This window comes from Streptomyces sp. NPDC025638, assembly GCF_055558775.1.
On sequence record NZ_JBVHLX010000001.1, the window covers coordinates 75,642 to 95,311 of the forward strand.

18 protein-coding genes and 1 pseudogene are annotated in these 19,670 nt (G+C 68.4%); 16 read left to right on the forward strand and 3 right to left on the reverse strand.

The features are described from left to right. Positions 1–16: 16 nt before the first annotated feature. From ACZ4EG_RS00295 to ACZ4EG_RS00340, 10 genes and pseudogenes are all read left to right on the forward strand, one after another. Positions 17–469: pseudogene (locus tag ACZ4EG_RS00295) on the forward strand (acyltransferase family protein); the annotation flags it as partial. Between the two features lie 247 nt (positions 470–716). Next, entirely contained in the window at positions 717–1,370 is a 654-nt protein-coding gene (locus tag ACZ4EG_RS00300) for a hypothetical protein (protein WP_467788987.1), read from the forward strand. Positions 1,371–1,405: 35 nt separating this feature from the next. After that, positions 1,406–2,401, forward strand: coding sequence for a hypothetical protein (locus tag ACZ4EG_RS00305; RefSeq protein ID WP_467789450.1), 996 nt, complete (start codon positions 1,406–1,408; stop codon positions 2,399–2,401). A gap of 95 nt (positions 2,402–2,496) precedes the next feature. Next, positions 2,497–2,814, forward strand: coding sequence for a hypothetical protein (locus ACZ4EG_RS00310; RefSeq protein WP_467788988.1), 318 nt, complete (start codon positions 2,497–2,499; stop codon positions 2,812–2,814). After that, positions 2,811–4,085 (forward strand): hypothetical protein, encoded by a 1,275-nt coding sequence (locus ACZ4EG_RS00315; protein WP_467788989.1) that lies wholly within the window; start codon positions 2,811–2,813, stop codon positions 4,083–4,085. The genes ACZ4EG_RS00310 and ACZ4EG_RS00315 overlap by 4 nt, the downstream gene beginning before the upstream one ends. A gap of 42 nt (positions 4,086–4,127) precedes the next feature. Further along, the gene (locus ACZ4EG_RS00320) at positions 4,128–4,805 is read left to right on the forward strand and encodes a hypothetical protein (RefSeq protein ID WP_467788990.1); all 678 of its coding nucleotides are present in this window, start codon (positions 4,128–4,130) and stop codon (positions 4,803–4,805) included. A gap of 136 nt (positions 4,806–4,941) precedes the next feature. Next, positions 4,942–5,475 carry a hypothetical protein gene (locus ACZ4EG_RS00325; protein ID WP_467788991.1) on the forward strand — a complete coding sequence of 178 codons (534 nt, stop codon included), beginning with the start codon at positions 4,942–4,944 and terminating at the stop codon, positions 5,473–5,475. Between the two features lie 719 nt (positions 5,476–6,194). Further along, entirely contained in the window at positions 6,195–7,121 is a 927-nt protein-coding gene (locus ACZ4EG_RS00330; protein WP_467788992.1) for a hypothetical protein, read from the forward strand. Between the two features lie 198 nt (positions 7,122–7,319). Then, positions 7,320–8,702 carry a nitrate/nitrite transporter gene (locus ACZ4EG_RS00335; protein WP_453557159.1) on the forward strand — a complete coding sequence of 461 codons (1,383 nt, stop codon included), beginning with the start codon at positions 7,320–7,322 and terminating at the stop codon, positions 8,700–8,702. A gap of 90 nt (positions 8,703–8,792) precedes the next feature. Continuing rightward, positions 8,793–9,944 (forward strand): uroporphyrinogen-III synthase, encoded by a 1,152-nt coding sequence (locus tag ACZ4EG_RS00340; protein ID WP_467788993.1) that lies wholly within the window; start codon positions 8,793–8,795, stop codon positions 9,942–9,944. 79 nt (positions 9,945–10,023) lie between these two features. Here ACZ4EG_RS00340 and ACZ4EG_RS00345 read toward each other — a convergent pair whose 3' ends face one another. Together ACZ4EG_RS00345 and ACZ4EG_RS00350 are read right to left on the reverse strand one after the other, a co-directional pair. Continuing rightward, positions 10,024–10,248: an anthrone oxygenase family protein gene (locus ACZ4EG_RS00345; protein WP_467788994.1), complete on the reverse strand. Its 225-nt coding sequence runs from the start codon at positions 10,246–10,248 to the stop codon at positions 10,024–10,026. 54 nt (positions 10,249–10,302) lie between these two features. Next, entirely contained in the window at positions 10,303–10,551 is a 249-nt protein-coding gene (locus ACZ4EG_RS00350; RefSeq protein ID WP_467788995.1) for an anthrone oxygenase family protein, read from the reverse strand. Between the two features lie 157 nt (positions 10,552–10,708). Here ACZ4EG_RS00350 and ACZ4EG_RS00355 point away from each other — a divergent pair, with 157 nt between their 5' ends. From ACZ4EG_RS00355 to ACZ4EG_RS00380, 6 genes are all read left to right on the forward strand, one after another. Then, a complete protein-coding gene (locus ACZ4EG_RS00355; RefSeq protein WP_467788996.1) occupies positions 10,709–11,305 on the forward strand; it encodes a CGNR zinc finger domain-containing protein in 597 nt (198 codons plus the stop codon). A gap of 329 nt (positions 11,306–11,634) precedes the next feature. Further along, positions 11,635–12,156, forward strand: a complete 522-nt coding sequence (locus ACZ4EG_RS00360) for a sigma-70 family RNA polymerase sigma factor (protein ID WP_010039908.1) — start codon at positions 11,635–11,637, stop codon at positions 12,154–12,156. A 59-nt stretch (positions 12,157–12,215) separates the two neighbouring features. Continuing rightward, on the forward strand, positions 12,216–12,989 hold the full coding sequence (locus tag ACZ4EG_RS00365) for an anti-sigma factor family protein (RefSeq protein ID WP_467788997.1): 774 nt from the start codon (positions 12,216–12,218) through the stop codon (positions 12,987–12,989). A gap of 60 nt (positions 12,990–13,049) precedes the next feature. Continuing rightward, the gene (locus ACZ4EG_RS00370; protein WP_467788998.1) at positions 13,050–15,458 is read left to right on the forward strand and encodes a HelD family protein; all 2,409 of its coding nucleotides are present in this window, start codon (positions 13,050–13,052) and stop codon (positions 15,456–15,458) included. 344 nt (positions 15,459–15,802) lie between these two features. Further along, positions 15,803–17,233 carry an NAD-dependent malic enzyme gene (locus ACZ4EG_RS00375; RefSeq protein ID WP_467788999.1) on the forward strand — a complete coding sequence of 477 codons (1,431 nt, stop codon included), beginning with the start codon at positions 15,803–15,805 and terminating at the stop codon, positions 17,231–17,233. Between the two features lie 276 nt (positions 17,234–17,509). Continuing rightward, a complete protein-coding gene (locus ACZ4EG_RS00380) occupies positions 17,510–17,791 on the forward strand; it encodes an HU family DNA-binding protein (protein WP_263209294.1) in 282 nt (93 codons plus the stop codon). 324 nt (positions 17,792–18,115) lie between these two features. On the opposite strand, the gene murA is transcribed toward ACZ4EG_RS00380, so the two are convergent. Continuing rightward, positions 18,116–19,456, reverse strand: a complete 1,341-nt coding sequence (murA, locus tag ACZ4EG_RS00385; protein ID WP_363295454.1) for a UDP-N-acetylglucosamine 1-carboxyvinyltransferase — start codon at positions 19,454–19,456, stop codon at positions 18,116–18,118. Positions 19,457–19,670: the final 214 nt, after the last annotated feature.

The window sequence follows — 19,670 nt, forward strand, 5'->3', positions numbered from 1 at the left end:
GGTACGAGGGGGCGCCGCCTTCGGCCTGTGGTGGGCGTCGGGCCACCGGGGCCCCGACGGCTGGGACCTGAACGACATCCCCCTCGCCCAGGCCGCCTGGTCCTTCGGGTTCGTCGTCATCCTGCTCCAGTACTCCCCGTCCTGGCAGGAACTCCCGGGCCGACTGCGCCGCCGGGACAAACTGGTCACCCTGTCCAACAACCGTGCGGTGACGATCTATCCGTGGCACAACATGCTCATCATGGCGACGGTTCCGATCATCGACCAGGCGTACAACCTCCCGTTCATGCAGAGCGACCGCGCGGCGTCGGCCCTGGACTCGACGTACATGATCTGGATGTCCGTCCTGATCTGGCCCCTGATCGGTCTGACGATCGCGGCATTCGGCTGGATCGAGGACATGGCGGCAAAACGAAGCCCGAGGCCGTGGCCGAACGGTCCGAGGAACCGCGCACACCGCAGGGCGTGACGCCCTTACGTGGCGCGCCTTCACGGAACCTTTGCAGCGGTCAACCGCTGGGCGGCGCCGTACTGCCCCATTGTCACAGATGGGTAATCATCCCCCTTTACTGAAGCGCCAGTTACCCACCCTCTGCCCTCCTGTGCCCCATTCGTCATACCGTCCGCAGAGCAATTCGCTCTGGTACAGCGACAGTCGGGCCCGATACCGTATAACGCTGCTTCTCAGACCCCAAGCGCCCCACCAGGAGCCCACCGTGACCCGCCGACCCCGCCTGCTCACGACTGCCACCGCCGGTGTGACGGCCGTACTTCTGCTTGCCGGTTGCGGTGGGGGTGGGGGCGGGGGGAAGTCGAATGACAAGATTCCGGGGGCGGATACGGGGGGCAATGCGTCTGCTTCTCCCAGCGCTTCGGCCTCCGCGAACGGCGACCGCCCGAAGATCGAGATGCCGTCCGACTTGTCGTACACCTTTGACTGGCCCAAGACGGGCGACACGGACAAGGATGCGGTCCTGTCCGACAGCGAGCAGTCCATCAAGGCGGTGGACCTTGCGATCGTTCACCAGAACGCGCTCGACAAGCCGTACCTCTACTACTACGAAGGTGAAGCTGCCGCCGGCACGCAGAAGTTCATCCAGAACTATGTGGACCACAAGGCCAGCATCACCGGTGCATACCGCTTCTACTCTCCTGCGGTAGCTGTCTCCAAGGACGGAACGGCCTCCCTCAGCTACTGCGAGGACCAGGGCAAGGCGTACGTCAAGTACCTGCCCAAGAAGATCAAGAAGACCGAGGTCACCGCAAAGAGCTACGTCAGCTACCACACGTCGCTCAAGAAGAACAGCAAGGGTGTCTGGGTGATCCAGAAGATCATTTCGCAGAGTGGGAGTGCCGAGTGTCAGCCCTGATGCGCCAACTGAAGACCCTCCCGCTTCTGGTCACCATGGGGACGTGCCTGTCGCTTCTTTCTCTTCCCGGCGTAGCCCATGCCGACGACACGCTGCCCGGCGGCACCCAGAACTCCGAGCCAGGACCGAAGGGTGACAGCAGCCCCGACGGCACTATCGCGGCCAGCGCCTCAGGCATAGTTTTCGACCGGTCGAAGAACGGCTCCGGCAGTTCGGTCGGCCCCGTCACCTCAACCACCTCCTGGACCCCACCGGCCTGCTGGTATGCCCCGAAGTTCACCCCCGACCAACTCAAGGCATACCTGGAACCCATCTGGGAGGCAGGCTCCACAGGCCCTCAGTGGGACGCTGAGCAGCGCGATCGCTATGTCAACGGCCATCCGTATAAGGACTTCAACAAGGACAAGGCCGACAAGGGCTACTGGTGGGACTCGTTCGTCAACAAGTCGTTCCCGCCAGGCTGGGACAAGTGCGGCAAGCCCATTTTCTGGGTGGACAAGGGTGACCCCCCGCCGCCGGACATCGAAAACGCGGTGACGCCGAAGATCCTGGCCGAACTCGCATACAACGAGATCCGGGTCCCAACTACGAAGGTGACTTTGGCCCCTGCCAACGCGACCAAGGTCAACCTGCCCACTTGGGCTTGGCTGGACGGCGCCGCGTTCAAGCCCGTCTCGGTCACCGCCTCCGTCCCGGTGCTCGGCATCGCGGCAACGACCACCGCCGAACCGGTCTCCCTCAAGATCGACCCTGGCACGTCGGATGCGGAGACCTACCCGGCCTCGGGCGTTTGCCGGATCAACAACGGCAGCATCGGCGAGCCGTACGCCAAGGGCAAGGCCGACGAGACGCCACCCTGTGGAGTGAAATACCTGCGCTCCTCGGGGAGTGACTCGTACCCCCTGAAAGCCACCATCACTTGGAAGATCCACTGGACGGGCACTGGCGGGGTGGGCGATGACCTGCCTGACGGCACGTTCGGGGCCACCCAGAATGTGGTCGTGCAGGAGATCCAGGCCGTCAACCGATGACAGCCCGCAGCACAGCCGAGGTATAGCCGGACGAAAACATGGATAGCGTGATTCCGCTTTCGGGCGAGGGCTGACAACCCAGGGGAGCGGAACACGTGGCAGACCGACTGACCGTCGACGACGACGAGCTGAAGCACTTCATGAAGTTGCTGAACAAGTCGAGCGACTCACTGAAGGGCCTGCGCAAGGCGCTCAGCGAAGCGACGGTCACCGGTCTCGGCACGGATGACCTGGACTCAGCCTGCGAGGACTTCCAGGACGACTGGAAGTACGGCACCGAACAGATCGGCGAGCAGACCGAGAGCCTTGCGAAGATCATCGGTCAGTGCAAGGACAGCTACCAAGAGGTCGACAAGGCGCTGGAAGCGGCGCTGAGGAAGGGCGGCCACGGCAAGGGCGGGGCCGGGAGGTGACGACCACCGCAGGTGTCGGGGCCGATCCCGGCTCGGACACCCAGAGCTCTTGCCCCCACCTCGGCTTCAACCCCGCCCCGGGAAGCACCGAGACGGTACGGGCCCTGCACAAGAAGCTCGCCTCCTGCGCCAAGGCCTTGGACGAGACGCACGGCCTGGTCGCCAAGCTGATGGACGGCAGCTACTGGAAGGGCGACGCCGCCGTGGCCTTCCGGGAGGAACTCCAGGGCGGACCGCTGGCCCTCAACCTCAAGAACGCCGCGCACTCGGTCACAAAGGCGGCCAGGCAACTCGCCCGCTGGGAGGCCGAACTCGACGACTTCCAGCGCCGCGCCAAACGCCTCAACGAGGAGGCGAAGGACGCCCAGGTCACCCTGGCCAAGGCCAAGGCCAAGGGCCAGGCGACGAAGGCGAAGAGTACCCCCGACCTGGACCAGAAGGCCCTCACCCAGCTGAACACAGCGGCAGAGAACGCCCAGGCCGACCTGGACAAGATCATCGGCAAGGCGAAGAAGCTGGCCGAGGAGCACAGGGAGCAGGCTCAATACCGGGCCGCAAAGATCCACGACGCCACCAGGAAACTGGCACCGCACGAGCCTGGCGCGTGGGACAAGTTCCTGGACTGGGTGGGCGACAATCTGCCTGACATCCTCAGCTGGACCGCGGCCCTCATCGGCATCCTCGCCCTGTTCGTGGCCACCGGCGGAACCGCCGCAGCGGCCCTACTGTTGACCGCCGCTGCCTTGAGCGCGGGAGCCGTCGCCGGAAGGCTGGCCGATCCGGTGGTGCGCGCATCCTTGTGGGACGGACTCCGGCATGGAGAGTTCGATGCGGACTTCTGGAGCAACGCGGTCGGCTTGGCGGCAGACGGGCTGGGCACGCTGCCCGGGCTGGGAGCCGTCGTGAAGGGTGCGCCTGCTCTCCTGAGGGGAGTTGGCGAGGCGGGCGAGGCGCTCACGGCCGGACAAAGACTTGCTGCTGCCGGCGGCGAGACAATGACGAGTGCCAGGGAGTTCACCGATCTGCACAACCCCATCGCGACGTGGGTGGTGGAGAGGGCGCCCCGATTGAGGTCGACCTTCGAGGCCACCGAGACCGCAGCCCCGTGGGCCGGCTTCGCCACCGCCTCCTACGGGCTGGCCACGAGCAAGCTCGACGCGATGGACAGCGACACGGCAGCAAACATCGGCACTGCCCTGGACGGCTATTTCCTCGGGCCAGTCGATGTGGGAGAAACCATCGATCTTGCCAGCCGTGTATTCCGTCAATGATCAGCCGCTCTGATTTGCCGATCGAGAACGAGGAAACCGCCAATGTATTCCACCGGCCACACCGCGGCGTGGGACCATTCAGGGACCCGTGGCGCCTGGATGCGGCACATGTTCATGAACGTGGTCGGGCTCGTCGCCTGGCCCGTAGGCTGGATTGTATTGCTCGATTTCTCGACGGTCACACCGAACTGGGCCGTGTGGATCTTCATGCCCTACTTCCTTTATGGCTTCTATCGTTTCTTCAATCAGCTCACCTACTTCCCTGCGGCCTTCCGTATGCGCCGCGTATTGTGCGAATACCCCTGGCAACTACTCGAGAAGGTTCCAAGTGGCCTTGGTAAGTATCCCGCTGCCCGAGACAATGGAATGTGGTTCGAGTTCCGGAATCCGGTCGACTGCGACCAGAAGATTCCCTTGATCTTCATCAAGCATCAGCGATCCTACTGGTGGCTGAAGCGCCTGGACGGACCTCGTACCAAACCCGAGCGCAGAGGGCAGATTGAACCTCTCTGGTTTGCAGGCGACCCGCGCTACCTCGCCGTGGTTGCCGCGCCCACCGCAGGGGGCAAGGCACCGAAGCGCCTTCACCTTCTCTACCAGCGCTCGGTTTTCGATAGCCGTTGTACGCCTGCAAGTTGGGCTGCCAGTGCTGTTGACGTTGAGCGTGCTCGCCGAGCCGGCGCCGCGTATGTCGAGACGGTGCCGCAGTCCCATGCGTAGCACTGGGGCCTTCGCGAATTCCTGGTCCGAGGAAGATGGCCTCCGGTTTGCCGTCCCTCCCGGGTTCACCCCACTGCCGATCGATAGCCTCCTTGCCCGCCCGGACTCTCCCGAGGCGGAACAGTTGAATAGGGCAGTGGCGTCCATCCTTGCCTCGGCACCAGACGAAGCAACATGTGAACAGGTGGCCGTAAACCTGGCTGTTGCTCAGCGGATGATTCGCGCGTTGCGAGTGAGTGGTACGGTCCACTGCTCGTTGGGCTTGCATCGCGATGACAGCGGGCATGGTGATGCAGATGTTCTGTTCTCCCTGTTCACCATCACCTGGGTGGGTACCTCCTGGGCCCCAAGAGCCGTCATTGCTGCTCGGGCCCTTGCAACCTCTCAGGGGCACACGCATATCTCATACGCCGAACTGGCCTGCGGCCCAGCAGCATTCAGTGAGGCATTGCGCACACCGATTCCGGAATCGGATCTTCCTGCAGTGCCGCTGCTCCAGTTCTACTCCCACCTGCCACACCCGGACGGCACCGGCTTGGCGCTGCTCACCCTGAGTACCACCGCCACGCTCCACCGCGACAGCTATCGCATGTTGCTACGCCGCATCTGCGAACTGGTCACCTTTGAGGAACCGTCTACACGCACAGCCGACAACGCGAGGTCCGGATAACCAGGAAACTCCCTGAGGTCATTGGAAGGTTTGGGTCACGCAGGAGCACGGAGTGGCCAGGATGCAGGGGTTTCGCGTGGCCCGAATCTTCCGTTCGCCTCCCACCCCGGCGCCGGTCGGTGGGTGGGGACTACTCGTCGAACCACACCACCAAGCGGACGTTCTCCGCGGGACCAGACCGTGGGGTCGGTCAGGTGGAGCGTGCCGTCGGGGGCGCGGTGGCAGCGGGCTATTCGGGTGGCTCCGGGGGGTGCCGGCTCGTTCCAGTCGATGGCCGATGTCTCCGTCCAGGTCGGCCAGTTGGTGCCGAATGCCGCGGCGCCCCAGGAGGACAGTTCGGTGCGGGTCGTGGTTGACGCGTCGGGTGGGAGGCCGCGGTCGGCTGCGACCGGGCGCCACGGGCCGCTGTAGTTGCGTACGCCGAAGAGGCAGGCGAAGGCCTCGTAGTCCCTGGTCACCATGCCGAGCATCGTGAGGTCGATCGCCGGGTGCCAGGACGTTTCGCCGACGTCGAGGCCGGGGGCCCAGGCGCGGCATTCGATCAGACCGTGGATGTCGGTTCCCCTGCGGTGATTGTGCCGTGGGCAGTGACTGTTCCAAGGCTCTGCCAAGTTCCCGTCAACCGGGGCCCCTCGGCTGCCTCGACCCGTACCGGCATGGAAAACTACCCTCGTTGCGCAAGTGAAGAGAGTGAAGCCGTCGGCGGGGGAGTGGGCACAGTGAGCAAGCGGCAAGTACGGAAGATGTTGCAGCTGATGGCGGGCGGTGAGCCCGTCGCGCTCACCAACTCGATGGCTTCTGTGAAGAAGATCGCCCGACTCGCCTTCATCGCCCAGCAGTTCGGGTACGAGTACGCCGACGCCCAGTACACCGGGTCGCGCAACAACGTGCTGAAGATGCTGATCGTGCCGGACCACAGCCCGCAGGCCCGGTCCCGCGCCGCGCAGAACTGGGCGCAGTATCCGAACGCCGCGGACGGCGCCTCGCTGCCGCCCGTCGTGCCCGACGCCCTCGAACTCCTCAAGGCCCGCATCCAGTTCGACCTCACCGGCAAGAACGCCGAGAAGCGGATGCTGTACGGCGCCGGTGGCATCACCCTCGGGCTGATTCTCTACACGGTGCGGAAGGGGGGCGGCGCCTTCAACTTCATTGCTGCCGGAGCTGTTTGGGTCATTTTCATGGGCATCATGGGCATCGGGTTCCTCGTCACCCGGCGCCGCAACCCCAAGTTCGCCGCCCGGCTCCAGGCCGCCGGGTTCATGCCGGTGACCGATGAGGGCGGGCGGTTGCGTTATCTGCCGCCCGGCACCCAGGTTCCGGGACTCCAGCAATGGCAGCACCCCCAGCCGCCCCAGCAACCGCAGCAGCACGTGCCACAGCAATGGCAGCAGCCTCAGCCGCCGCAGCAACCGCAGCAGCACGTGCCACAGCAATGGCAGCAGCCTCAGCCGCCGCAGCAGCCCCAGCCGCAATACGGGCAAGCAGCGGCCTACCCCGGCGGTCCCTACGGCAACTACGGCAACTACGGCAACCCCGGCAACTACGGCAACCCCGGCGGCTACGGCCAAGCGGCCGCCCCCGGGCCGTACAGCCCCCAGCAGTACCCGAGCCGGCAGCAGCAGTCTTCCCAGCCTCCCCAGCACTGATCCCGAGGCCTCCCGCAGCCCGCTCGCCCCCCGCGCCCCCGCACCCCCGCGCAATCGCCCTCACCGACGCCCCTCTCGCCGAGTGAGAGCAACGTTCCCTTCCGGTCACCCACAGCCACAGCGCGGAAACGCGTCCTCCCTACCTTCGGGCTCAGTCACTCGTGGAAAGACCGAGCCCCGGAGCACAGTGGAGGCGTCATGACAGCCCCTAGTACAGCCCCCGCCCCCAACAGCAGGGGAGGCCGCTGGATCGAGCACTGGGATCCGGAGGACGAGGCATTCTGGAACGCGACCGGCGAGAAGGTCGCCCGGCGGAATCTTGTCTTCTCGGTGCTGTCCGAGCACATCGGGTTCTCGATCTGGACCATGTGGTCCGTACTCGTGCTCTTCATGGGCCCGGAGTACGGGCTGACCCCGGCCGACAAGTTCCTGCTGACCTCGATGGTCACGCTGGTCGGCGCCGTCGTCCGCGTCCCCTACACCTTCGCCGTGGCGCTCTTCGGCGGGCGGAACTGGACGATCATCTCGGCCGGGCTGCTGCTCCTTCCGACCGCGGCCGCCTTCGCCGTGATGAAGCCGGGGACCTCCTTCGACACCTTCCTGCTGGTCGGCCTGCTGGCGGGCATCGGCGGCGGGAACTTCGCGTCGAGCATGACCAACATCAACGCCTTCTTCCCGCTGCGGAAGAAGGGGTGGGCGCTCGGGCTGAACGCCGGCGGCGGCAACATCGGTGTGCCGGTCATCCAGCTGGTCGCCCTCGCGATCATCGGAGCCAGTGGCGGTCCGCGTGTGCTGCTGGGCATCTACATCCCGCTGATCCTGATCGCCGCCGTCCTCGCCGCCCTCTTCATGGACAACCTCTCCACCATGAAGAACGACACCGGTGCCGCCAAGGAGGCCGTTAAGGACGCCCACACCTGGATCATGTCCTTCCTCTACATCGGCACCTTCGGATCGTTCATCGGCTACGCCTTCGCCTTCGGGCAGGTTCTGCAGGTCCAGTTCGGGCGGACCCCGCTGCAGGCCGCGTACCTCACCTTCATCGGCCCGCTCCTCGGCTCGCTCATCCGGCCCGTGGGCGGCTGGCTCGCCGACCGGTACGGCGGCGCGAAGATCACCCTCTGGAACTACGTGGCCATGGCCGCGGCAACCGCCGGCCTCGTCGTCGCCAGCATGCAGAAGTCGCTGCCGCTGTTCGTCTCCGTCTTCGTCGCCCTGTTCGTGCTCACCGGGCTCGGCAACGGCTCGACGTACAAGATGATCCCCGGCATCTTCCAGACAAAGGCCCTGGCCAAGGGCCTCACCGGTGAGGAGGCGGCCTCCTACGGGCGGCGGCTGTCCGGTGCCTCCATGGGGCTCATCGGGGCGGTCGGCGCGCTCGGCGGCGTCGGCATCAACCTCGCCTTCCGGCAGTCGTACCTCTCCTACGGCTCCGGCACCGGCGCCTTCGTCGCCTTCCTCGCCTTCTACGGCCTCTGCTTCGTGGTGACCTGGGCCGTATACCTTCGCCGCCCGGCCGCAGTGGCGCAGACCACGGCCGCCGCCGAGGCAAAGCCGCAGCTCAGCTACGCCGAGGTGTGACGTAACACCGGTGACATCAAGTCGAACCGAGCCTGTCACGCACCGTTGACAGGCTCGTTCGACATCCAGGTATCCAGCGGGACGAGAGCCATGTACGACGAACAGCAGCGACCAGAACACGGGCCCCTCGCGGGGTTCACCGTGGGCGTGACGGCCGCGCGCCGGGCCGACGAGCTGGGCGCGCTGCTCCAGCGGCGCGGTGCCGCCGTGCTGCACGCGCCTGCCCTGCGCATCGTGCCGCTCGCCGACGACGGTGAACTCCTCGCGGCCACCAAGGAGATCATCGACCAGGCACCGGACGTGGCCGTCGCCACGACCGCCATCGGGTTCCGCGGGTGGATCGAGGCCGCCGACGGCTGGGGGTTCGGCGAGCAGCTGCTCGGCCGGCTGCGCGGGGTGGAGCTGCTGGCCCGTGGGCCCAAGGTCAAGGGCGCCATCCGGGCCGCCGGGCTCACCGAGGAGTGGTCGCCGTCGAGCGAGTCCATGGCCGAGGTGCTGGACCGGCTGCTGGAGCAGGGGGTCGACGGGCGCCGTATCGCCGTACAGCTGCACGGCGAGCCGCTGCCGGGGTTCGTGGAGGCGCTGCGGGTCGGGGGAGCGGAGGTGCTTCCGGTGCCGGTGTACCGGTGGATGCCGCCGGAGGACATCGGGCCGGTGGACCGGCTGATCGACGCGGCGGTCTCGCGCGGGCTGGACGCGCTCACCTTCACCAGCGCCCCGGCCGCCGCGTCCCTGCTGTCCCGGGCCGAGGAGCGGGGGCTGGTCGGTGAGCTGCTCGCCGCCCTCAACCACGATGTGCTGCCGGCCTGCGTGGGGCCGGTCACCGCCCTGCCGCTGCAGGCGCGGGGCATCGACACGGTCCAGCCGGAGCGGTTCCGGCTCGGTCCCCTCGTACAGCTGCTGTGCCAGGAACTGCCCGGCCGGGCGCGGTCGTTGCCGATCGCCGGGCACCGGGTGGAGATCCGGGGGCATGCGGTGCTGGTGGACGGGGCCCTGAAGCCGGTGCCGCCGGCCGGGATGTCGCTGCTGCGGGCGCTGTCGCGGCGGCCGGGGTGGGTCGTCGCCCGGTCCGAGTTGCTGCGGGCGCTGCCGGGGGCCGGGCGGGACGAGCACGCGGTGGAGACGGCGATGGCTCGGTTGCGTACGGCACTTGGCGCGCCGAAGCTGATCCAGACCGTGGTGAAGCGGGGGTACCGGCTGGCGCTGGATCCGGCGGCGGATGCGAAGTATGCGGACGCGTGAGCTGGTGCGGGGTGCTGGTGCGACCGTCCCCGGGGGCTGCCGCCCCCAGGCCCCCGCTTCGGCCTGAACGGCCTCGTCCTCAAGCGCCGGACGGGCTGGTATGGCCGGCCGGGGACCAGGAGCGGCCGTACAGCGCGAGCGCCCTCGCCAGGCACCCCAGCGCCACCGTCGACAGCAGGGCCCGTACGGCGTTCCACGCCACCCACGCGCTCTCGAACCGGTCCCGCAGGTCCGACGCGTCCCCGGTCTTGGCCAGCGCGTCGTTCAACGGGATGTTGAAGGCGATCGTGACGAGGAACGTCACGGCGTACGCGGCGAACCCCGCCCACACCCACCGGGCGCAGGACGCGTGCCGGAGCTACCACGCCGACACGCCCGTCAGTACCAGCGCCCCCATGAAGCTCAGGAAGAACACGGGGTTCTGGATCACGTCGTTGATGTTCCGCATGACCTCGACATAGACGCGGTCGCCGCTGCGGTGCAGGGCGGGCATGACCGCGCACGCGAAGATGTAGAAGACCCCGGCGATCAGGCCCATGGTGACCGTGGCCGCGCCCAGGACGGCACCGGCGGTCGTCCGCCGTCGCATGCTGATGCTCTCTGTCATGTCTTTCAGTCAACCCGCGTGATCACCGACAGGACATGGCCGAGAAGCGCGCCCGCATACGTGTGCGTCCAGCGCCGGTACGAGGGGTTCCGGACGCGCGAGCGGGCAGGCACTGTGAGAGAGGGAACGGTTCCCTGCCCTAGGCGGTGACAGGCACATGGCACTGGGTACGGCCACGGCCCCGTACGAGCTGCGGTTCGACGCCGGGCGGATCTGCCTGGATCTCCTTGCGACGAGCCATCCCGGTGAACGGCTGGACTCGGTCGGGCCGTTGCGTGCCTGGATCGTCGGCTGTGGGCTCGTCCCGGCGGGCACCGAGCTGGCGCACGCCGACAGCGGCTGGCTCGTGGGCTTCCGTGAACTGCGGGGGCACGTCGAGCTGTTGGTGCGGGGCGAGCTCGCGGCGGCCGACGGACGGTCGTACGGTCCGGCGCTCGGCCGTCTCAACGAGATCGCCCGCATCGCGCCCCCCGCCCCGCGTGCCGTGCGCGGCGAGGACGGCACGCTCGTGCGGGAGTTGGACGGGCCGCCCGGGTGCGCGGCGCTGCTCGGGGCCGTCGCCCGGGACGCCGTGGAGCTGCTCACCGATCCCGTCGCGTGGGCGGCCGTGCGGGAGTGCGAAGGGGACAACTGCCCCATTGTGTACCTGGATACGTCCCGGGGGCGCCGGCGCCGCTGGTGCTCCAGCGAGGTCTGCGGGAACCGTGAACGGGTGGCCCGGCACCGCCGCAGGGCGGCCCTGACGCGAGCCTAGATGTCTGCTTGGCGGCTTCTGTACGTCGGTGACCGCTTCGGCGCCGAAGTGATTTCGACAACACCGCGTTTGTCTTCGGTGTTGCACGGGCAGTCGGCGCGCCGCAGGCAATGTGTCGGAAATGTAAAGATCACACGGTGGGAATGTGCGGCCATGTCCCTCTCGTCATGGCACCCCTGAGAAAAGTGTCACGTCACTTTGAACACGTCGCGGCCCACCTGCGTACATGTGGGCGAGCGACCGACTGGGGGAACCCCCGGACATCGGAGGTGGGCGTGCGCAAGGATTCCGTCGTGGCCAATGAACGTGGATCGAGGGCCCGACATCGCATGTCCCAGCCCTCGGAGCCTGATGAGGAGCTGATGCGTGCTCTGTATCGAGAGCACGCCGGACCACTCCTTGCGTATGTCCTTCGGCTGGTCGCCGGTGATCGGCAGCGAGCAGAGGACGTCGTGCAAGAGACGCTCATCCGTGCCTGGAAGAACGCCGGCCAGCTCAATCGAGCGACCGGATCGGTACGCCCCTGGCTGGTGACGGTCGCACGCCGCATCGTCATCGACGGCCACCGCAGCCGGCAGGCCCGGCCGCAGGAGGTCGATCCGTCGCCGCTGGAGGTCATCCCCGCGGAGGACGAGATCGACAAGGCGCTGTGGCTGATGACGCTGTCTGACGCGCTCGACGACCTGACCCCGGCCCACCGGGAGGTGCTCGTCGAGACGTACTTCAAGGGGCGTACCGTCAACGAGGCGGCCGAGACGCTGGGTATTCCCAGCGGCACTGTCCGTTCTCGGGTGTTCTACGCCCTTCGGTCGATGAAGCTGGCACTGGAGGAGCGGGGGGTGACGGCGTGATGAGTGGATACGGGGGACACGGCGGATTCGGCACGGGTGGTCCGGGTATGTCTGGACCCATGAGCCCCAATCAGGGATCCGCGGTGCCCAATGAGCACGAGACAGTAGGCGCCTACGCCCTCGGGATTCTGGACGACGCCGAAGCAACCGCTTTCGAGGCCCACCTCGCGGGTTGCGAATGGTGTGCCCAGCAGCTCGACGAGCTCGCCGGGATGGAGCCGATGCTGGCCGCGCTCGCGGACCTGCCGGGCTCCGGCAGCACACCCGCGATCGGCGAGTCGCTGTCCGCCAGGCCCACCCCACGGCTGGCGGAGAAGCTGGTCGTCGAGGTCTCGGAGCGCCGTGCGGTCAAGCGCCGCCGGACCATGTTCATGCTCGCGGCATCCGCGGCACTGATCGTCGGCGGCCCGCTGGCCGTGCTGGCGGCCGGCGGCGGCTCGGACAACGGCGGCAACGACAACATGGCGATGGGACCCGCCCAGGCGGCCTTCCAGACCATGACCGACAAGAAGACGGCCACGGACCCGGCGACCCATGTCACCGCGACCGTCGCCGTCGAGACGAAGAACTGGGGCACCCACGCGGTCCTCCAGCTCAAGAACGTCACCGGCCCGGAGAAGTGCTCGCTCATCGCCGTGGGCAAGAACGGCGAGCGCGAGACGGTGACCTCCTGGTCCGTCCCGAACTGGGGCTACGGCATCGCGAACGCCAAGTCGGAGGAGGCCAAGAACCCCCTCTATGTGCACGGCGGCGCGGCCTTCTCCCCGAACCAGATCGACCACTTCGAGGTCATGACCTTCGACGGCAAGAAGCTCGTGAACGTAGACGCGTAGCTTCCGCGGGTCCCCTTCGCGTACGGTTGACGGCTGCCCAGCACGTCAGAAGGGGGCCCGGTGGCCGCTCAGGCTCAACAATCTGCGGTCGGCTCGGTTCACGACGAGGTACACGACTCCGTACGGGACCGAGAGATCAGTGTCGAACAGGAACACCTCGACCGGGTGTACCGGCGCCTTGCGGAGAAGATCCACGAGGCCGAGTTCCTGATGAACGACGCGGCCAAGCGCGGCCAGGTCGGTACGCCCGGCGCGCTCGCCGAGCGGGACGCCCAGGTATTCAGGGCGGGCGTCCACCTCAACCGGCTCAACAACGAGTTCGAGGACTTCCTCTTCGGGCGCATCGACCTGCTGCTCGGCAAGGACGGCAAGAAGGGGCCCGACGGCGCCTACACCGCGGTCGAGCCGGCGGAGGGCGCCGTGCGCGCCGACAACACCGCCGACATCGCCGAGACGCTGCACATCGGCCGCATCGGTGTCCTCGACCAGGACTACGCCCCGCTGGTCATCGACTGGCGGGCGCCCGCCGCCGCCCCCTTCTACCGCTCCACCCCGGTCGACCCGGGACGGGTCGTACGGCGCCGGGTCATCCGCTCCAAGGGGCGCCGGGTGCTCGGCGTCGAGGACGACCTGATGCGCCCCGAGCTCACGGCCTTCCTCGACGGCGACGAGCTGCCCGCCATCGGCGACGGCGCCCTGATGGCCGCGCTCGGCCAGGCCCGCAGCCACACCATGCGGGACATCGTCGCCTCCATCCAGGCCGAGCAGGACCTGGTCATCCGCGCCCCCGCGGCCTCCGTGACCTACGTCGAGGGCGGACCGGGGACCGGAAAGACCGCCGTGGCGCTGCACCGGGCCGCCTACCTCCTCTACCAGGACCGGCGCCGGTACTCGGGCGGCATCCTGATCGTCTCGCCGACCCCGCTGCTCGTGGCGTACACCGAGGGCGTGCTGCCCTCGCTCGGCGAGGAGGGCCAGGTCGCCATCCGGGCGATCGGCTCGCTGGTCGACGGCGTCGGGGCCACTTTGTACGACTCCCCGTCCGTGGCCCGGGCCAAGGGGTCGTACCGCATGCTGAAGGTGCTGCGGAAGGCGGCCCGGGGCGCGCTGGAGCTGGGTCCGGACGGTGCCGGATCCGGTGCCGCACGTCCGCGCCCCGTCGGCTCCGGACAGCTCGCCTTCGGTGACGAGGGCGCCGGCGCGGAAGAGAGCGCTCCCGCCGGCCCGCCCACCCGGCTGAGGGTCGTCGCCTTCGGGCGCCGGCTGGAGCTGGCGGCGGCCGAGCTGGAACGAATCCGACGCAACGCCCTGGGCGGCACCGCGCCCGTCAATCTGCTCCGCCCGCGCGCCCGCAAGCTGCTCCTCGACGCCCTGTGGGCGCAGTCCGGCGGGGCCGGCCGGCACTCCGACCCGGAGCTGGCCGCCGAGCTGCGCTCGTCCTTCGACGAGGACGTCACCTCCGAGGACAGCTTCATCCGGTTCCTCGAAGCCTGGTGGCCCGAGCTCACCCCCAAGGCCGTCCTTTCGGCCATGGCGGACGAGCGCCGGCTCGGCCGCTGGGCCCGCCGCATCCTCAACCCCGGCGAGGTGCGCAGGGTCGCCCGGTCGCTGCGGCGCGACGGCCACTCCGTGCACGACATCGCCATGCTCGACGAGCTCCAGGCCGTCCTCGGCTCCCCGGCCCGCCCGAAGAAGAGACGCGAGCTGGACCCGCTCGACCAGCTCACCGGCCTGGAGGAGCTGATGCCCGTACGCGAGGAGTCGCAGCGGGAGCGGGCCGAGCGGCTGGCGCAGGAGCGCACCGAGTACGCGCACGTCATCGTGGACGAGGCCCAGGACCTCACGCCGATGCAGTGGCGCATGGTGGGCCGCCGCGGCCGGCACGCCACCTGGACGGTCGTCGGCGACCCGGCCCAGTCCTCCTGGTCCGACCCCGACGAGGCGGCCGAGGCCCGTGACGAGGCCCTGGGGACCCGCCCCCGGCGCCGCTTCGAGCTCACGGTGAACTACCGCAACCCGGCGGAGATCGCCGAGCTCGCCGGCAAGGTGCTCGCCCTGGCCATGCCCGGCTCGAAGTCCCCGTCGGCCGTACGCTCCACCGGGGTCGAACCGCGCTTCACGGTCGTCCGGGGCTCGCTGGAGAAGACCGTGCGGGCGGAGGCCGAACGGCTCCTCGACCAGGTCGACGGCACGGTCGGCGTGGTCGTCGCCATGAACCGGCGCGAGGAGGCCGCGCGCTGGCTCGCCGGGCTCGGCGACCGGGTGGTGGCGCTCGGCAGCCTGGAGGCCAAGGGCCTGGAGTACGACGCCACGGTGGTCGTCTCACCCGCGGAGATCGCCGACGAGTCGCCGGCGGGCCTGCGGGTGCTGTACGTCGCCCTGACCCGGGCCACGCAGCAGCTGACGGTGGTCTCGGACGAACGCGACGAGCCGGACGCGGACGGAGTGCCCGATCTGCTCAGGGACTGAATCACGGGGGTGAATCCTGTGAACTCTCCGTACGGGAATGGTTCCACGCGATCGGTTTGTTAGCCTGGCTGTGGCACCGGCTCGATCCAAGCCCCCGGGCCCAACCATTGTCGCTACGAGCGACCACTTGCCGCGAGGCGAGCATGGCGGGTCGGTGTCATGAACGGTGAGGGGACCCACGTCATCCGTGACGTGGGTCTCCTTTTTTGGCAGTGCCCCGCGACATTTTCGGCAGGCCCCGCGAACAAAACGTTCGCAATTCAGGACCGGCTAACGCCTACTCGACGGTAGGTGCGACGATCGGACGGCACATCTTCGCGACACGGTGAAAGAGGAAGTCGGCCATGGCAACGGCGCCCAGCGTCTCCTACTCGATGACCATCCGGTTGGAGGTGCCCGCGAGCGGAACCGCCGTCTCGCAGCTCACCACCGCCGTGGAGTCCTCCGGAGGCTCGGTGACCGGCCTCGACGTCACTGCGTCCGGCCACGAGAAGCTCCGTATCGACGTCACCATCGCGGCCTCCTCCACCGCGCACGCCGACGAGATCGTCGAGCAGTTGCGCGGCATCGAGGGCGTCACGCTCGGCAAGGTCTCCGACCGTACGTTCCTGATGCACCTCGGCGGCAAGATCGAGATGCAGTCCAAGCACCCCATCCGCAACCGTGACGACCTCTCCATGATCTACACGCCGGGTGTGGCCCGCGTCTGCATGGCGATCGCCGAGAACCCCGAGGACGCCCGCCGCCTCACCATCAAGCGCAACTCCGTTGCGGTCGTGACGGACGGCTCCGCGGTGCTGGGCCTCGGCAACATCGGCCCGAAGGCCGCACTGCCCGTCATGGAGGGCAAGGCGGCCCTCTTCAAGCGCTTCGCCGGCATCGACGCCTGGCCGCTCTGCCTGGACACCCAGGACACCGACGCGATCGTCGAGATCGTCAAGGCGATCGCCCCGGGCTTCGCCGGCATCAACCTGGAGGACATCTCCGCGCCGCGCTGCTTCGAGATCGAGGCCCGGCTGCGCGAGGCCCTCGACATCCCCGTCTTCCACGACGACCAGCACGGCACGGCGATCGTCGTCCTCGCCGCCCTGACGAACGCACTTCGCGTCGCGGGCAAGGCGATTGAGAACATCCACGTCGTGATGTCCGGCGCCGGCGCGGCCGGTACGGCCATCCTCAAGCTGCTGCTCGCGGCGGGCGTCAAGAGCGCCGTCGTCGCCGACATCCACGGTGTCGTGCACGCCGGCCGCGAGGACCTGGTGGACGCCGCCGCGGACTCGCCGCTGCGCTGGATCGCCGACAACACCAACCACGAGGGCCTGACCGGCACGCTCAAGGAGGCCGTGCGCGGCGCCGACGTCTTCATCGGCGTCTCCGCCCCGAACGTCCTCGACGGCGACGACGTGGCCGCCATGGCCGAGGGTGCCATCGTGTTCGCGCTCGCGAACCCGGACCCCGAGGTCGACCCCGCAATCGCCCGCCAGACGGCCGCAGTTGTGGCCACCGGCCGCTCCGACTTCCCGAACCAGATCAACAACGTGCTGGTCTTCCCGGGTGTCTTCCGCGGCCTGCTGGACGCGCAGTCCCGCACCGTCAACACGGCCATGATGCTCGCGGCCGCGAAGGCCCTCGCGGACGTGGTGACCGAGGACGAGCTGAACCCGAACTACATCATCCCGAGCGTCTTCAACGACAAGGTCGCGGGCGCGGTGGCGGGTGCGGTGCGGGACGCGGCGAAGGCGGCCGGGGCGGCGGCGCACCCCACCGTGCCGTAGTGTGCAAGTGCTGTGAGGATCGCCACGGCGGCCCCTCACAGCGGCGCGTCGCGGAACCCCCTACCGCCGGGCGCCCTCTAGGGTGACGGCCGACAGGCGCTTTTCGTGTGACTCCCTAGGGTGTTCTCACGACTCCTGCGGGTGCCGGATTGGCTTTCCCGCCGCAGGTAGGGGCAGGATGCGTCCACGGGCGCGAGCGCATCGGCTTCGCTGTGCCAGAGTGCGGCACCGCCGCCTGGCACACCCCAACGGCAAGAAGAACACGGGAGTAACAACATGAACCGCAGTGAGCTGGTGGCCGCGCTGGCCGACCGCGCCGAGGTGACCCGCAAGGACGCCGACGCCGTTCTGGCCGCGTTCGCCGAGGTCGTCGGCGACGTCGTCTCCAAGGGCGACGAGAAGGTCACCATCCCCGGCTTCCTGACCTTCGAGCGCACCCACCGTGCCGCTCGCACCGCGCGCAACCCGCAGACCGGTGAGCCCATCAACATCCCGGCCGGCTACAGCGTGAAGGTCTCCGCGGGCTCGAAGCTCAAGGAAGCGGCCAAGGGCAAGTAAGCGCTCCGCTGAGAGCGCGGTGGGTAACTGCGCGCCGCATGTGGCTGGTCGCGCAGTTCCCCGCGCCCCTTGCGGGGCGCGTCCGCGGCGGGCGCGGACATATCACGATGGGGCGGCCCCTTTCGCCAGGGGCCGCCCCATGGTCATGGCGCTGAGGGCGCAGTGGGTGACTGAGCGCCCGTCGTGGCTGGTCGCGCCCGCGCGGCGGAGCCGCAGATCGACACAGTCCCGCGCCCCTTCGGGGGCGCGTCCGCCGCGGATGCGGACAACGACAAACGGGGCGGCCCCCTTTCCACAGGGGCCGCCCCATTGTCGTACCGGGTACTAGCCGAGCGCCTTGCCCGGCAGTTCCACCTTCGCGCCCAGCTCCACGAGCTTCTCCATGAAGTTCTCGTAGCCGCGGTTGATGAGGTCGATGCCGTGGACCCGGGACGTGCCCTGGGCCGCCAGCGCGGCGATGAGGTACGAGAAGCCGCCCCGGAGGTCCGGGATGACCAGGTCGGCGCCCTGGAGCTTGGTGGGGCCCGACACGACCGCGGAGTGCAGGAAGTTGCGCGCTCCGAAGCGGCAGTCGGAGCTGCCCAGGCACTCGCGGTAGAGCTGGATGTGGGCGCCCATCTGGTTCAGGGCGGAGGTGAAGCCCAGCCGGGACTCGTAGACCGTCTCGTGGATGATCGACAGGCCCGTGGCCTGCGTGAGGGCCACGACGAGCGGCTGCTGCCAGTCGGTCTGGAAGCCCGGGTGCACGTCCGTCTCCAGCGCGATGGACTTCAGCTGGCCGCCGGGGTGCCAGAAGCGGATGCCCTCGTCGTCGATCTCGAAGGCACCGCCCACCTTCCGGTAGGTGTTGAGGAACGTCATCATCGAGCGCTGCTGCGCGCCGCGGACGTAGATGTTGCCCTCGGTCGCCAGCGCCGCCGACGCCCAGGACGCGGCCTCCAGGCGGTCCGCGAGGGCGCGGTGGGTGTAGCCGCCGAGTTTGTCCACACCGGTGATGCGGATCGTCCGGTCGGTGTCCATCGCGATGATCGCGCCCATCTTCTGCAGAACGCAGATCAGGTCCTCGATCTCCGGCTCGACGGCCGCGTTGGACAACTCCGTGACGCCCTCGGCGAGTACGGCCGTCAGCAGCACCTGCTCGGTCGCGCCGACGGACGGGTACGGCAGCCGGATCTTCGTACCGCGCAGCCGGTTCGGCGCCTCCAGGTACTGGCCGTCGGCACGCTTCTCGATCGTCGCGCCGAACTGCCGCAGCACGTCGAAGTGGAAGTCGATGGGCCGGCCGCCGATGTCGCAGCCGCCGAGGCCCGGGATGAACGCGTGGCCGAGGCGGTGCAGCAGGGGGCCGCAGAAGAGGATCGGGATGCGCGAGGAACCCGCGTGGGCATCGATGTCAGCAACGTTGGCGCTCTCCACGTGCGTCGGATCGAGCACCAGCTCACCGGGCTCGTCACCCGGACGGACCGTCACCCCGTGCAACTGCAGCAGGCCGCGTACGACACGAACGTCGCGGATGTCGGGTACGTTACGCAGTCGACTCGGCGCACTGCCCAGCAGGGCGGCGACCATCGCCTTCGGCACGAGGTTCTTCGCACCGCGGACACGGATCTCACCCTCCAGCGGGGTTCCGCCGTGGACAAGCAGGACATCGTCGTTGACGGTCATGAATCTCGCGTTCCGTGGAGTTGGGCAGGGGCCGGAGAGACAGGGTAATCGCCCACCGCCCCCCTGCCGTAAGTCCAAGTACCACCCAGCATCGCCACAGCTCTGTCACAACACGAACCGTTCGCTCCCGGGCACATGGGGTCACCGGCGCGGTTGTGCGCGTGGGGCGCACCGGTGCGCCCTGAGCTGCATTCACTCCCGTACCCGCATTGGC